The sequence below is a fragment of the Eggerthella sp. 1_3_56FAA genome, from assembly GCF_000185625.1.
Taxonomy (GTDB): Bacteria; Actinomycetota; Coriobacteriia; order Coriobacteriales; family Eggerthellaceae; genus Eggerthella; species Eggerthella lenta.
On the sequence record NZ_GL622580.1, the window covers coordinates 480,375 to 495,173 of the forward strand.

The following is a 14,799-nucleotide window of genomic DNA, read 5'->3' on the forward strand; positions in this document are numbered from 1 at the left end:
CGCCCGGCAGCGCCTGCCTTGTCGCCCGAAACGTGCGGAATTCAAGCGGAAAACGCACCTTTCGGGCGACAATCGTCCTCTGCGGGAGCGGTACCCGCCGCAGGCCCCATCGCAAGGATCATCGCCGCGCCGATTTAGGCATGGCTTGAATAGAAAGAAGAAGAAAGGCATGAAGCAAGAGAACATCCGCAACGTCGCCATTATCGCGCACGTTGACCACGGCAAGACCACCATCGTCGACCGCCTGCTGTACGCCAGCGGCGTGTTCCGCGAGAACCAGCAGGTTGACGAGCGCGTGCTGGACAGCAACGACCAGGAGCGCGAGCGCGGCATTACCATCCTGTCCAAGAACATCTCGGTCGTGTACAACGACGTGAAGATCAACGTCATCGACACGCCGGGCCACGCCGACTTCGGCGGCGAGGTGGAGCGCGTGCTGAACATGGCCGACGGCGCCCTGCTCATCGTGGACGCGTTCGAAGGCCCCATGCCGCAGACCCGTTTCGTGCTGCGCCACGCGCTTGAACAGGGCCTGCGCATCATCCTAGTGGTGAACAAGATCGACCGTCCGGGCGCGCGCCCCAACGAAGTGGTGGACGAGGTGTTCGACCTCATGGTGGAGCTCGAAGCATCCGACGCGCAGCTGGACTTCCCCGTCGTCTACGCCAGTGCCATGAACGGCTACGCCCGTTTCGCGCCCGACGACGACAACATGGACATGATCCCGCTGCTGGAAACCATCCTCAAGGAGATCCCGGCTCCCGACTGCGAGCCGAACGGCCCGGTGGCGCTGCAGATCTGCACCGTCGACCATTCCAGCTTCGTCGGCCGCATCGGCGTGGGGCGCCTGTTCTCCGGCACCATCCATAAAGGCGAGCCCTCGCTGGTCATCAAGAACGACGGCACGCGCTACAACACCAACATCAAGCAGGTGTTCACGTTCGAGGCGCTGGGCAAGAAGGAGCAGCAGGAGGTGCACGCCGGCGACATCGTGGCCGTGGTGGGCGTGGAAGACGCTGACATCGGCGACATGGTGACCAGTCGCGAGAACCCCGTGCGCTTCGATCCCATCCAAGTGGAAGAGCCCACGATGGCCATCGTGTTCGAGGCATCGTCCAGCCCGCTCGTCGGCCGCGAGGGCGACATCGTGGGAGCGCGCCAGCTCAAGGAGCGCCTGATGCGCGAGAAGGAGAGCAACATCTCCATGCGCATCGAGGAGCTTGAGGACAAGTCGGGCGTTGAGGTTGCCGGCCGCGGCCTGCTGCACCTGTCGGTTCTCATGGAGACGATGCGCCGCGAAGGATTCGAGTTCCAGGTAGGTCGCCCGCGCGTGCTCATCAAGAAGGACGAGTCCGGCCGCAAGCTGGAACCCATCGAGGAGGCCACGGTGGACGTGCCCAGCGAGTACGCAGGCAAGGCCATCGAGGTGTTCGGCAGCGCCGGCGGCGAGATGTCCGACATGTACCAGCGCGGCGACCAGACGCACCTCGTGTTCAAGATTCCGTCGCGCGGCACGATGGGATTGCGCACCCGTCTGCTGAACGTCACGCGTGGCGAAGCCACGATGTTCCATCATTTCTCCGAGTACGGCCCGTATCGCGGCGAGATGAACGGGCGCAAGAACGGCTCGATGATCTCCATGTCCACCGAGAAGAGCGTCGCGTACGCTCTGGATGCGCTGCAGGAGCGCGGCCGCCTGTTCGTGGGTCCCGGCCAGGAATGCTACGAAGGCATGATCGTGGGCGAGTCGTCGAAGGAAGGCGACATGGTGGTCAACATCGCCAAGTCGAAGCAGTTGGGCAACCAGCGTTCGTCGGGCGCCGACAAGGCTATCTCGCTCACGCCGCCCATCACGTTCACGCTGGAAGAGGCGTTGGAGTACATCGAGGATGACGAGCTGGTGGAAGTCACCCCGCAGAACATCCGCCTACGCAAGCGGATGCTGTCGGCCACCGATCGCAAGAAGGCTGCCAAGAAATAATCTATCACTATGTAAGAATGCGCCCTGATCAGGGCGCATTCTTACAAGAGGGAAATAAGGCTTCAGCTCGCGCGAACAGGCGGGTATATCCCTAAACCTGGCGTGGGGACTGTGAATCGATAATGGGTATATTGTGCAACGCAAGAACCCGTTTTATCGCGTGTGCGAGAATACAGCGCAGTACTTATCTCATGGGCGATCCAGTAGGCGGTGCGAGGGCGAAGCCCATGTTCGAGGGAAGGGTCATATGAAGAAAACGTACATCATGAAGACCGTGTGCGCGGTCGGTTTGACGGCGGCATGCGCATGGGGTCTGGCCGGATGCTCGAGCGATGACAACGCTTCGTCGGGCACCGGCGGTGTGGCGGGCACGGTCAACGGTGTGGAAATCGCCGAAGACACCATCACCAACTACATCCAGGGCGTGCGCGAGCAGCTGGGTGCTGACGATGAAGATTCGTGGGGCACATGGCTTTCTCAGAACGATTACACCCCTGCTTCCGTGCGTGAAGAAGTGTTCAATTCCTACGCCCAGCGTGAGTTGCTGAAGGAAGGCGTCGAGGAGAAGGGCATCACCGTCGAGAGCTCCGAGATTGACGAGCAGATCGACAAGGTGAAGGCGAACTACGACACCGACGAGAAGTGGCAGGCCGCGCTCGATCAGGCGGGAATGACCGAAGATAGCTATCGCGCTGAAATAGAGCAGAAGCTCAAGGAGAACAAGCTGTACGCATCGTTCGCCTCCGACGAAGATCCCAGCGACGCTGACATGCTGCAGTACGCCCAGATGTACGCGACCGCGTACGACGGTTCCAAGCGTTCCTCTCATATCCTGTTCAATTCCGATGATGAAGCAACTGCTCAGGAAGTGCTCGACAAGCTCAACTCCGGCGAGCTTGACTTCGTCGATGCGGTGAAGGAATACTCGCAGGATCCGGGTTCTGTCGAGCGCGATGGCGATGTGGGTTGGAACAACCCCAGCAACCTGGCGAAAGAGTACAAGGACGGCCTCGAGCCGCTTGAGAAAGGCCAGTTGAGCGGTCTCGTTACCACACAGTTCGGCATCCATATCATCAAGTGCACCGATGTGTACAAGGCTCCTGAAGAAGTGACGAGCCTCGATCAGATCCCGGAAGAGTGGATATCCGTCATCGCTTCGTCGCTGAAGTCCACGAAGCAGCAGGAAGCCTACAAGAAGTGGCTTGACGAAACCACCGAGGCTGCCGACATCAAGATCAACGACATGCCTCAGGGTCTTCCCTATGATGTCGATATGTCCAAGTATCCTGCGCCGAACGCCGATAGCGGCGCAACCGACGGAACTCAGGAAGGTTCGAAGGACGGTGCCGAAGGCGGTGAGGCTGCCGACGGTGCTTCTGCCGACGGTACCGACGCTCCCGCTTCCGAGGATCAGGCCGCGACCGATGGCGCCGATTCCTCCGAGGGCAATGCCGATGCCGCCGCGGGCGACAACGCCTCCGAGCAGCCTGCGGAAGCCGCCTAAGCTTCGGGAAGGTTGGTTCATCTGAGTTCGACACGGCGGGCGTCCTTCGGGACCCCGCCGTTTCGTTTCTGGCGTGGCTGCGAGTTTGTTTGTTTGACGGCTCACCGGGTTGCTTGCCAGCCTCGGTTGCTTGTGGATCGCCCGTCCCGACCGGATGTTTCACGTGAAACATCCGCGGCCCCTTAGGAGAACCATGGATATCCAAACGCCTCCCTTCCTCGAACTGCACAACGCGGTCGTGCAGCGTGCGGGCGCGCCTATTCTGACGGTCGACTCGTTTCGACTGGAGGAAGGCGAGCATCTTGCGTTGCTGGGTCCGAACGGGTCGGGAAAATCTACGTTTGTAAAGCTGATCACGCGCGAGATGCTTCCCTTGCACCGGGAAGTGCCGCCGGTTCGGTTTCGCGGCAGCGAGCGTGCGACCCTTGCGGACGTGAAGCGGAGCTTGGGCGTCGTCTCGTCGACGATGCAGGATCAGATTTCCGTACATCTGCCTACGGTGGACGTGGTGGCCGGAGGGTTGTACGGAATGCTGGGCGTCCCGGCGCGGGTCGACGCCCAGCACTTGCACGAAGCCCGTGAGCGAGCTCGTGAGGTTATGGAGCTGCTGGGTGTTGACGAGTTGGCGGCACGCGACATCATGACGCTGTCCACCGGCCAGGCGCGACGAGTGCTCATAGCTCGTGCGCTCGTGCACGACCCCGAAGTTCTTGTGTTCGACGAGCCGTGCACCGGACTTGATCCCGAAGGTATGTATTACGTTCGGTCGAGTATGCGCACGCTTGCGAAAGCGGGAAAGGGAATCGTGCTGGTCACGCACTATCCCGAGGATATTATCCCCGAGATCAAGCGCGTCGTGCTATTGAAAAACGGTACGGTGTTCGCCGACGGGTCGAAAGGCCGGCTCTTGACGGATGGCGTGATGAGCGAGCTGTTCGACGTTCCTTTGCACGTGCAGCGCATGATCGCCGGACGTTCCACGGAGCCGGCCACGCATACTTCTCATTCCGCCGCATCCCCCACGACGTCTCCGCGATCAGCCGTACCGCATAGCACGCTTCCGCGATCCGTTGTTGACGCTGCGTCGACATCTTCTATACCCTGCGCGTCGAGTGCGAAATCCGCCTCGCCCTGTGTGCAAGCAGACGAAAATTTCGATGATGCTCGTGAAGAGGAATATTTCTCGCTTGTGAGTGCGTATTAGCTGTTGTATACTACGTAGCTGCTGCATGACCGCGCAACGCGCGAGCATGCTCGACCAATAAGCGGAGAGATGACCGAGCTGGCCGAAGGTGCACGATTGGAAATCGTGTGTGCTCCAAAAGAGTACCTAGGGTTCGAATCCCTATCTCTCCGCCAGATTACTCCCGCGCCCCCGAGGCGCGTTTCATACGGGGTTTTGCCCCGATCATACGCGGAAGGGTGGCAGAGCGGCTGAATGCGGCGGTCTCGAAAACCGTTTCACCGGCGACCCCGGTGACCAGGGTTCAAATCCCTGCCCTTCCGCCAGTTTCATCAAACAAGCGCCTTCGGGCGCTTTTTTGTTTGATAGGGGCGCCTTGATGGTAAACCGACTGAGTATTATTCTCGAATAATGCAAATAAGGTCATTCAACTGGAAAGATAATTATTCAGTGAATATTTGTGGGTAATCGACCTCTGGCGTGCGGCGAGTTCTATAGTTGCCCGAGAGAGACAGAAATAAGAGAGAAGGACCCTCCATGAACCAGGCATCCCAGACCCTCGCGCAGCTCAAGAAGGCCAGCAAGCTCGTCCGCCTCGCCTTTCACAAGAACGGCCCGAAAAGCTACAAGCGCGGCCAGGGCGCGCTGCTGAACGCGCTCGTCGACAACGACGGCACCACTCAGCGCGAGCTGGTGAAGATTCTCGGTCTCAACCGCAGCGAGCTCAAGGATATCGTGAAGAAGGCCGAGCGCAACGGCTACGTCACCATCGAGGACGCCGAAGGCGAGCGTACCTACGCCGTGAAGCTCACCGACGAGGGTCGCGAGGTCGCTCAAAAGCGCGTCGCCGCGAACGACAAGACGGCTGACGACATCATCGGATGCCTGTCTGAGGAGGAGATCGCCCAGCTGAACGCCATCACCGAGAAGCTCATCCTCTCGATGAAGGACAAGGGCATCAATGGCAAGAAGAAGGGTCGCAAAGCCCACGAGTGCTGCTGCCGCTAAATATCGCAGACGGGTTTAATCGCCGCGCATATGCGCCATCGTCCGAGCCCCCGGCTTCTCCCGAAGCCGGGGGCTCGTCCATGCAAGCCGCCCCAGCCTGCGAAGTCCACGCCTTCCGCAGCGCCCGCGCGGTTCTGACGGTCGGTAGCCGTCGCGCCGACATCGGCGCGGCTCAGCTCAGAGCTCGGCGGGGAGCGGTCGTGTCGGTTGCGGTTCAACGGCGGATCCCATCCCCCTGCGTTCCGTTCTGTCCGATGTTTCACGTGAAACATTTGTGCTGGCGAGCCGAACGCTACGGTCGAGAAGGTTTGGCACGGGTAGCAGCAATCGAAAGTCGCGTCAGCAGCAAATAGGGCGGCCCGTGCAAGTTTTTCGACTTCGTGGCATAAGCCATCATTCACGACCAGGGGTTTTGTCCTCGACGCTTCGCAACGCCCAGTCGCTCCTTCCCGATGCCGACGCAAAACGCCTGGTGAGAAAACCGGTGCTTGCAAACGGTTTGCCACGAAGTCGAAAAACTTGCAGAACCAGCCCGAAAACCAGCGCTGGCGAAACGTTTGCAGCCGCGTGACGCTCGATCTCGGCGCCGACGAAGTTGAGCGGACGCGCCTCTTGCGTCCCGCGTGCGCATCGTGCTTGCAGGTTCGCGCGGCCAAATTCTGCAGATACGCCGAAATAGCTTGGGGCGCGAGGCGAAGCTGCGGCTGCAAGCTCTACACTGGTTGGCAACGAAGTACCTCTTTTGAAAGGACAAGGCTATGGCCGATCGCGAAGTTGAGAGCTCTGACGTGGAAGTTCCCGAGATCCCCGAGATTCTGGAGAAAGTGCTCCTGTTCTCGCTCGATGAAGCCAAGGAAAAGATGACGCAGGGTTCCGACGTTGTGCCGTTCACGGCACTGGTGGTGAAGGAGAACCTGTTCATCGAGAACCATCCTGCCGACTCGGCCGAGGAATGCTTCAACCTGGCTCGTCATACGGTGGAGCATGCTCGCGGCGCCGCGGCGTACGCGCTGTGCTACGACGGCTACATCGAAATCGACGACGGCGTGAAGGACGCGCTCATCGCCGAGGGCGGCGTACCGGGCGAAGATACCGGCTACGCGGTGAGCTACCTCTACGAAATGGACGAAGAGGGCAACGTGACGTTCGAGGAAGAGCCTGCCTATGTGGGCGAGGCGCCGAACTTCATGATCGCGCTGAACGACGCCGATTCGTACGCCGAAGAGGATATCGACGAGAAGTACCTCGAAGAGGATGCGGTGGACGACGAGGAGTAGCCTCGCCCATCCGAACGAATGTTTCACGTGAAACATTCGCACAAACGCAAGTTTCTCCGAATCGGCCGCATCCTGCAAAGGTGCGGCCGATTCGCATGTGCGGCTTCTTCGGCCGCCAGGGACGCCGCCTCAGCTTTCGGGGACGCCGCCTCAGCTTTCGGGGACGCCGCTTCAGCTGTCGGGGGCGCTACCTCACCTGGCGGGGATGCTACCTCACCTGGCGGGGGCGCTGTCTCGGGTGTCGGGAGACCGCCGGCGTTTCGCGTCCGCGAAGCGCCAAATGGTTTCCACTGCGGCGAAAGCGCCGCCCGCTGCAGCTGCGCGTGCAGCTGCAGCGGGGTTTTCCACAACCCGCGACCATCCCATCGTCGCTTGTGTCGCAAGCTCCCCACCTGCGTCGTTGGTCTTCACCGCGCTGATTCAGATCGTCGACTCTCCCGCAGCGTTGGATTCGCGCTGGAAAAGATGGCAAACGGCGGGTAATCCGCGTTGGAAAACGTGGCAAGAAACGTGGAATCCGCGTGAGATCGGTGTGAGAAACGGGCAAGGTTGAGGAGGCTGCGCGCTGGATCTGCGCCATATAAACGTGAGATGAGCTTGGTATCATGTATGCAAGATGTTCGGCACGTTGCTGGAACATGGTAAGTATGGCGAAACCATGCTGAAACGATGATCGGGAAGATTGTGTTGGTCGTTTCGGCCCCTGTTTGCTAGAATAGTCGGGCTAATCCTGCCCCGGCAATCTTGCCTTCTCAGCACCGGGGCCGTAAAGACCAAAGGAGGTGAGCTGATGAAGGCTTATGAATTGCTGTTTTTTGTCGCTCCGTCTATCGACGAGGAAACCCGCGCAGCCGTTATGAAGCGTATCGACACCACGATCGCTGAGGGCAAAGGCACGGTTGACAACGTCGACAACTGGGGCAAGCGTAAACTCGCTTACGAGATCAACGGATTGACCGATGGTGACTACACTCTCATCGATTTCCACGCCGATCCCGCTGACGTTGCCGAACTCGATCGTGTTCTGCGCATCACCGACGCTGTGGAGCGCCACATGATCGTCAAGCGCACGGACCGCGACTAGGAGACGAGCGGGGACCTGGGCACCACCCAGCGTCCGGCATGAGAAGAGGTAGACACACATGAGCATCAACCGAGTTATCATCAGCGGAAACCTTACTCGCGATCCCGAGCTTCGCTCCACCGCGAGCGGGCTTCCCGTGCTGGGCTTCGGCGTGGCGGTCAACGACCGCCGCAAGAACCAGCAGACGGGCGAGTGGGAGGATTATCCGAACTTCATCGACTGCACGATGTTCGGCGCGCGCGCCGAAAGCCTCTCGCGCTACCTCGGCAAGGGCACCAAAGTGGCCATCGAGGGCAAGCTCCGCTGGAGCCAGTGGGAGCGCGAAGGCCAGAAGCGCAGCAAGATCGAAGTGATCGTCGACGAGCTTGAATTCATGTCGAGCCGTAACAGCGATTCGTCGTCGTACGGTGGCGGTATGGGCGGCGGTTATTCCGCTCCCGCAGCAGCCCCCGTGGTTGCCGCGCCGGTGGTTGATGCCTCTTCTTCGGTTTATGACGAAGATATCCCGTTTTAAGCGAAACGAAAGAGGTTAGAAATGTCCGATTACGCGAAGCAGCCGCGTCGCAAGTTCTGCCAGTTCTGCAAAGAGGACACGCAGTACATCGACTACAAAGACACGCAAATGCTGCGCAAGTACGTTACCGATCGCGGAAAGATCAAGCCGCGCCGCGTGACGGGTGCCTGCACCCAGCATCAGCGCGACATCGCGAACGCCGTGAAGCGCGCCCGCGAGATGGCTTTGATGCCCTACGCGGTGCCCGCCATCAGCGGTCGCGGCGACCGTCGCAGCCGCTAGGCGCAAGGAGGAACCATGAAAGTCATCCTGCTCCAAGAATTGAAGGGCAAGGGCGGTGAAGGCGACGTCGTGGACGTGGCCCCCGGTTTTGCCAACAACTACCTGCTCCCGCAGAAGGTTGCCATCCTCGCTACGAAGGGCAACCTGAAGCAGCTCGAGCAGCGCAAGCACAACATCGCCAAGCGCGAAGAGAACCGCCTTGCCGACGCCGGCAAGATCAAGGAAACGCTCGACGGCGCGCTCGTCAAGGTCGAAGCCAAGGTGGGCGAAGAGGGTCAGCTGTTCGGTTCCGTTACCGCTCAGATGATCGCCGATGCCATCAAGGCCGCGACGGACGTCGACGTCGATCGTCGCCGCATCGAGCTGGGCCACGCCATCAAGACGGCCGGCCAGCACGAGGTGACCATCTCGCTGTACCGCGACATCAAGACGACGGTGAAGCTGTTCGTCGGCGGCGCGGACGACGAGGTCGCTCCTGCCGAGGCCGAGGTTGTCGAGGAGACGATCGAGGAAGTCGTCGAGGCTCCCGCCGAGGAGACCGCCGAGGCCGCTGAATAGCAGCTCGGGAGGTATCCGAAGCATTTCGCGGCAGCGGCCGAACGGTCGCAGCCGTAGCGAGACCCCCTTCGCCCTTTACGGCGCGCGAAGGGGGTCTCTTCGTTTCGCAAGGACGGCACTGTTCTTTCCGGGATGTTTCATGTGAAACATCCCTCCGTGCGGCGGCGAACCGCCGAGGCTGTTGCGCGTGGAGCGTCGGTTGCTCTTCGATACGCGGCCGAGGCTTCCGGTAACAGTGGCCGACCCCGCGCGACAAGTGTTGTATCATAGGGACTCACGCTATTCGAGAGGGAGTTCGAGCATGTCTTCACCCGCGCCGTACAGCGCCGACTTCGCACCGGAAGAAACCACCGTATCGGATCGGCGAAAGATCGATCCGCAGAACATCGAGGCGGAGAAATCCGTCCTGGCCGCCTGCATGCTCAACCAGGAAGCTATCGAGGAAGTGGCTCCGAAGCTGGTCAAGGAGAACTTCTACCGCATCGCCCACCAGCGCATCTACGAGTCCATGATGGACCTGTACGTGCGCCACATCCCCATCGACCACATCTCGCTGGCCGACAACCTGAAGGCCATGGGTCAGCTGGAGGCCGTGGGCGGCAAAGCGTACCTCATCGAGCTGGCAGACAACACGTTCGCCCTCACCAACTGGCAGAACCACCTGGAAATCGTCAAGCGCACCTCCATCCTGCGCGACCTCATCCGCGCGTCGGGCGAGATCGAGGCGCTGGCCTATGACGCCCCCGACGATTTGGGCGTGGTGGTGGAAGAGGCCGAGAAAACACTGTTCCACGTCACCGAGAAGCGCGTGTCCTCGGCGTTCAAGCGCATGGACGTGCTGCTAACCGAGGCGTTCGAGGAGCTGACGAAGCTGGCCGAGCAGAAGGACGCCATGGCCGGCATCCCCAGCGGGTTCAAGGACGTGGACGACCTGTTCCACGGCTTCCGTGGCGGCGACCTGGTGATCCTCGCGGCCCGACCCGGCGTGGGCAAGACGTCGTTCGCACTGAACCTGGCCACGAACGCGGCCAAGGCTGGGGCAACCGTCACCTTTCTCTCGTTGGAGATGAGCGCGGCGCAGCTGGTGCAGCGTATCCTGTGCGCCGAAGCCCGCGTGAACCTGTCGCGCCTGCGCGCCGGCCAGGTGCAGGAGTCGGACTGGGGCGCCATTGCCGACGCGTCTAACACGCTGAGCAAGCTGGACATGTTCATCGACGACACGCCGTCGCTGTCCATCTTGGAGCTGCGCGCCAAGGCCCGCCGCGAGCTGCGCTCCGCCGAGAAGGGCATCATCATCGTCGACTACCTGCAGCTCATGTCGCCGCCGCAGTCGCGCAAAGACGGCAACCGCGCCGTCGAGGTCGGCGAGATCTCGCGAGGCCTGAAGGTGCTGGCGAAGGAGATGGACATGCCCGTCATCGCGCTGTCGCAGCTGTCCCGTGCGGTGGAGATGCGCGGCAAGAAGCGCCCGATGCTGTCCGACCTTCGCGAATCGGGCTCCATCGAGCAGGACGCCGACATCGTCATGTTCATCGACCGAAGCATGGACGAGATCGAGGCCGAGAGCGAAGACCGCCCCGACCTGGGCTCGGCCGAGCTGATCGTCGCGAAGCACCGTAACGGCCCCACGCGCGACATCCCGCTGGCCTTCAACGCCGAGTACACCCGCTTCATGGATTTCATCGACGATTCGCGCGTGGGCGGCTATATGTAAAGCCCCTGTTGAGCCGTTTCGCGGTACACTGGGCTCATGTCGAAACGCGTCACATTCATCCATGCATCGGACCTCCATCTGGGGGCGCCGTTCCGCGGGTTGCGCGCGCTTTCGTCCAAATGGGCGAACCGCCTGCTCAGCGCCATCCCGGAATCGTACGACCGCATGGTCGACGCGGCCATTGCCCGCGACGTGGACTTCGTGGTGGTGTCGGGCGACATATTCGACTCCGCGCGCCCCTCGTACGGCGACTATCTGCACTTCTTCGAAGGGTTGGAACGCCTAGGCGAGGCGGGCATTCCGGTGTACCTGATCACGGGCAACCACGATCCGTACACCTCGTGGCAGCACGACTTCTTCTCGCTGCCGCCCAACGCCACCATGCTGCCGGGCGACCGACCCGGCTTCGCGCTGGTGGAGCGCGACGGCCAACCGCTGTGCCTGATCGGCGGCCGCGGCTACTACAACCAAACGTGGCCGATGGACGAGTGCATCGCCGAAGGCGTCACGCGCGAAGCGGCCGAGCAGGCGCTAGCCGTCCAGCATCCGCACGCTGCGGAAGCCCCGTTCGCAGTGGGCCTGCTGCACACCGGCCTCAACCTCGATCCGGTGAAAGCCCCGGTAGACCCCGCCGTCCTCATGCACGCGGGCATGGACTACTGGGCGCTTGGGCACATCCACATGAAGTACGCCTACCCCTCTTTCGACGACCCGCGCCTCGTGTTCTCCGGCTGCATCCAAGGCCGCGACATCAAGGAGACGGGCGAGCGCGGCGTGTTCTGCGTCACGCTGCGGGAAGGCGCGAAAAACGAGCTGGAGTTCATCCCCACGGCAAGCGTCGTGTGGCAGCGGATGCACGTGGACGTGTCCGATTGCGCGAACCTGCCCGACATCACCGACAAGATCATGCGCGAGCTGTTCCGCGAGAACGGCAAGGCGCATTGCGAGGAGATGGTGGTGCGCATTGCGCTGGAGGGCGCGACCCCGATGCACGCCATGCTCGACCGCGCCGATGTGATCGCCGGCCTGCGCAAACACGTGAACGATGCGTATTCGGCATTCTTCTGCGACGCGTTGACGAACCTCACGGTGCCGCCGCGCGACAAGGAGGCGCTGCGCCGCGAAGGGCTGTTCCCTGCGGTGTTCCTGCAGGTGGCGGACGCGCAGCGGCGCAATCCCGACGAGGCCATCGCGTTTTTGCAGGATGAGTTCATCAAGAAGAACATCCAGCTGCCCAGCGCCTACACGCGCAATATCGATGCATTCGCCGAGGCGGCCGAGAACCTCGTGCTCGATTTGCTGGCCCAAGGGGACGAGCAATGAAGCGGTCCTATCTCGAGCATATCAAGATCGTCAGCTTCGGCGCGTTCTCAAACAAAGCGGTGGGTCCGTTCGCCCCGCACCTCAACGTGGTGTACGGGCCGAACGAAGCCGGCAAGACCACGCTCGCGTCGTTCGTGGGCGGCGTGCTGTTCGGCTGGGAAGAAGCGCGCGGCAGCCGCAACACCTACAAGCCTGCGAATGCGGAGCGATCTGGATCGCTGTTCTTCGCCCAGCGCGACGCGTCCTCCGGCGTTTCGTCCGCGCCGTCGGATGCGCCCGCCCTCGCCGCCCCGGACGGGCGCGTCGCCGCCGTCGAAGCCGACGGTTCCCTCGCGGCGTCAGCTGCGCCGCTTCCCACGCCTGAACCCTCTCGCGCGCCCGAGCTCGAGCTCTCGCGCGTGCGCAACAGCGACGGCTTGCAAGGCGACGCATCCCTCGTGGCCGACATCGACAAAGAGACATTTCAGACGATGTTCTCCCTGACCAGCGACGAGCTGCGGACGCTGCGCAACACCACCGACGTTACGGCTAAGCTGCTCACCGCCGGTTCGGGAACGGGCGCTTCGCCCGCTCACGCGCTGGCCACCGTGCAGGAAAAGCTGGCTGAGTACACTTCGCGCGCCGCCGGCGTCGAGCACTCCATCGCCAACCTCACGACGCAGGAGAACGAGCTGCGCGCCAAGATGACGGCCGCCGCCGAGGAGGCCGAGCGCTTCAAGCGGCAGGATAAGGAGTTCCGCGAGCTGGAACCCCAGCGCAACGAGCTTCTGGCGCGCCTCGATGCTCTGAACACGTCTATCGAGACGCTGACCGTCCAACGCTCGAACATCGAGAAGCTGGATCACGAGATAGACTCGCTGACCGACCAGGTAGCGTCGCTGTGCGACGAGGAGGACGTGCTGGTCACAACCCATTGCGCCGCCGACCGCAGCGTGTCTGAGCTGGTTGAGCTGCCAGCGTCGGAAGAGCGCGCCCTGCGCGACCAGATCGACTCGCTGGCGGTCGACGAGGCGAAATGCGAGCACGCCGTCGATCTGGCGCAGGACAACTTCGCAACGTCGAAGGCCGCTTACGAGGCGCTGCTGGAAACCGACGACGAACGCGCCCAACGCGAACGCGCTCGCCGCCAGCGCAGCGTGCAGGTGGGGCTGTCCATCGCGCTGCCGCTCATGTTCGTGTGCACGGGCTTGCCCCTGTTCATTCACGGCCGCGAGATCACCAGCTTGTCGTTCACGGCGCTCGGCATCGGTCTGGTGGTGTTCGCCATCATGCTGGCGCTGGCCGCGATGGTGATGCTGTTTCGCCCCAACAAGGAAGAGGACGCGAAGGAAGCGCGCAAGCAGGACGCCCAGTGGGTGATGCTGCAAGACAAGAAGAAGCTGGAAGCGTGCCTGGAAAGCCAGGCAGCGTTCAGGAACCGCGCCCGTGCCCAGCTGGACGCCGCGGGCTTGGCCGAGGCGCAGGGATCGCTGCGCCGATCGCGTACGCTGCTGGACGAGGCGAAGGACGCGCGCGCCGAGAACAACCTGTTCCAGCAGCGGTTGCAGGCGCTCGTGTCGCGCCGCAGCGCGCTGGAGGAGAGCCTGGCCAGCGCGAAGCGCCAACGCCGCCGCCTGTACGAGCGAATCGACCTGCGCGCCGAGCGCACCCTCGACGCCGTCGACGAGGCTATCGCGCAGAAGTCGCAGCAGCGCATGGGGCTCATGGAGGCCAGCGAAGGCCTCAACCGCCGTTACGGCGAGCTCAAGCAGGAGCTTTCCCATGCCCAGCACCTGCGCGACTTCGACGAGTACAAGCTGCTGTACCAGCAGATCCGCACGCGCCAGGACGAGAGCGCGCAGGACTACGCGCGCCTGCTGCTGGCGCGCCGCATGCTGGAAAGCGCCATCGCCACTTGGGAGAGCAAGAGCCAGCCGGAGGTGTATCGTCAGGCCAGCCGCCTGTTGTCGTTGATGACGGACGGCCGCTGGACGAAGGTGAGCCTCACCGCCGAGGGCCGCTTGCAGGTGACCGACGCGGTGAAGACCACGCGCGATCCCGGCCATCTGTCGCTGGGCACGTGCCAGCAGCTGTACCTCGCGCTGCGCATCGCCCTGCTGATGACCGCCGACAACGTGGGTCGCGCCGTGCCCATCCTGGCCGACGACATCCTCGTGAACTTCGACACGTCCCGACGTGCGGGCGCCGCCCGCGCGTTGGCCGAGCTCGCCCGTATGCGCCAGGTGATCCTGTTCACCTGCCATGAGGAAGTGGTGGAGGCGTTGCGGGAGGCGGACCCGACCTTGAACGAGGTCGAACTGTAGTCTGCACGCGCCTGGATTGCGTTCTCCTTGCGCGCAACCTGTTCTCGCCTGGATTCTTCTCTCGTTGC

At 62.3% G+C, this 14,799-nt stretch carries 12 protein-coding genes and 2 tRNA genes; all 14 read left to right on the forward strand.

Annotated features, from left to right (window positions below; all coding sequences use genetic code 11):
- Nucleotides 1–169: 169 nt before the first annotated feature.
- The 14 genes from typA (at nucleotide 170) to HMPREF1023_RS07525 (ending at nucleotide 14,731) form a co-directional block, all read left to right on the forward strand.
- The gene (typA, locus tag HMPREF1023_RS07460) at nucleotides 170–1,981 is read left to right on the forward strand and encodes a translational GTPase TypA (RefSeq protein ID WP_009305596.1); all 1,812 of its coding nucleotides are present in this window, start codon (nucleotides 170–172) and stop codon (nucleotides 1,979–1,981) included.
- Between the two features lie 247 nt (nucleotides 1,982–2,228).
- Entirely contained in the window at nucleotides 2,229–3,485 is a 1,257-nt protein-coding gene (locus HMPREF1023_RS07465; RefSeq protein WP_009305597.1) for a peptidylprolyl isomerase, read from the forward strand.
- 109 nt (nucleotides 3,486–3,594) lie between these two features.
- Complete coding sequence (locus tag HMPREF1023_RS07470; RefSeq protein WP_227101151.1) at nucleotides 3,595–4,689, forward strand: ABC transporter ATP-binding protein; 1,095 nt, start codon at nucleotides 3,595–3,597, stop codon at nucleotides 4,687–4,689.
- Between the two features lie 63 nt (nucleotides 4,690–4,752).
- Nucleotides 4,753–4,844: transfer RNA gene (locus tag HMPREF1023_RS07475), tRNA-Ser, on the forward strand.
- A 57-nt stretch (nucleotides 4,845–4,901) separates the two neighbouring features.
- A tRNA-Ser gene (locus tag HMPREF1023_RS07480) sits at nucleotides 4,902–4,994 on the forward strand.
- Between the two features lie 211 nt (nucleotides 4,995–5,205).
- Entirely contained in the window at nucleotides 5,206–5,676 is a 471-nt protein-coding gene (locus HMPREF1023_RS07485) for a MarR family winged helix-turn-helix transcriptional regulator (protein WP_009305599.1), read from the forward strand.
- A gap of 758 nt (nucleotides 5,677–6,434) precedes the next feature.
- Nucleotides 6,435–6,953 (forward strand): hypothetical protein, encoded by a 519-nt coding sequence (locus tag HMPREF1023_RS07490; protein ID WP_009305600.1) that lies wholly within the window; start codon nucleotides 6,435–6,437, stop codon nucleotides 6,951–6,953.
- Nucleotides 6,954–7,743: 790 nt separating this feature from the next.
- Nucleotides 7,744–8,037, forward strand: a complete 294-nt coding sequence (rpsF, locus tag HMPREF1023_RS07495; protein ID WP_009305601.1) for a 30S ribosomal protein S6 — start codon at nucleotides 7,744–7,746, stop codon at nucleotides 8,035–8,037.
- 58 nt (nucleotides 8,038–8,095) lie between these two features.
- The gene (locus HMPREF1023_RS07500; protein WP_009305602.1) at nucleotides 8,096–8,551 is read left to right on the forward strand and encodes a single-stranded DNA-binding protein; all 456 of its coding nucleotides are present in this window, start codon (nucleotides 8,096–8,098) and stop codon (nucleotides 8,549–8,551) included.
- 21 nt (nucleotides 8,552–8,572) lie between these two features.
- Complete coding sequence (gene rpsR, locus HMPREF1023_RS07505) at nucleotides 8,573–8,833, forward strand: 30S ribosomal protein S18 (protein ID WP_009305603.1); 261 nt, start codon at nucleotides 8,573–8,575, stop codon at nucleotides 8,831–8,833.
- A 15-nt stretch (nucleotides 8,834–8,848) separates the two neighbouring features.
- Complete coding sequence (gene rplI / locus HMPREF1023_RS07510; protein ID WP_009305604.1) at nucleotides 8,849–9,391, forward strand: 50S ribosomal protein L9; 543 nt, start codon at nucleotides 8,849–8,851, stop codon at nucleotides 9,389–9,391.
- A 301-nt stretch (nucleotides 9,392–9,692) separates the two neighbouring features.
- Nucleotides 9,693–11,105: a replicative DNA helicase gene (dnaB, locus tag HMPREF1023_RS07515; protein ID WP_009305605.1), complete on the forward strand. Its 1,413-nt coding sequence runs from the start codon at nucleotides 9,693–9,695 to the stop codon at nucleotides 11,103–11,105.
- A 36-nt stretch (nucleotides 11,106–11,141) separates the two neighbouring features.
- Nucleotides 11,142–12,428: a DNA repair exonuclease gene (locus HMPREF1023_RS07520; RefSeq protein WP_009305606.1), complete on the forward strand. Its 1,287-nt coding sequence runs from the start codon at nucleotides 11,142–11,144 to the stop codon at nucleotides 12,426–12,428.
- On the forward strand, nucleotides 12,425–14,731 hold the full coding sequence (locus tag HMPREF1023_RS07525; protein ID WP_009305607.1) for an AAA family ATPase: 2,307 nt from the start codon (nucleotides 12,425–12,427) through the stop codon (nucleotides 14,729–14,731). Before HMPREF1023_RS07520 ends, HMPREF1023_RS07525 begins: the two co-directional genes overlap by 4 nt.
- The last annotated feature ends 68 nt before the right edge of the window (nucleotides 14,732–14,799 follow it).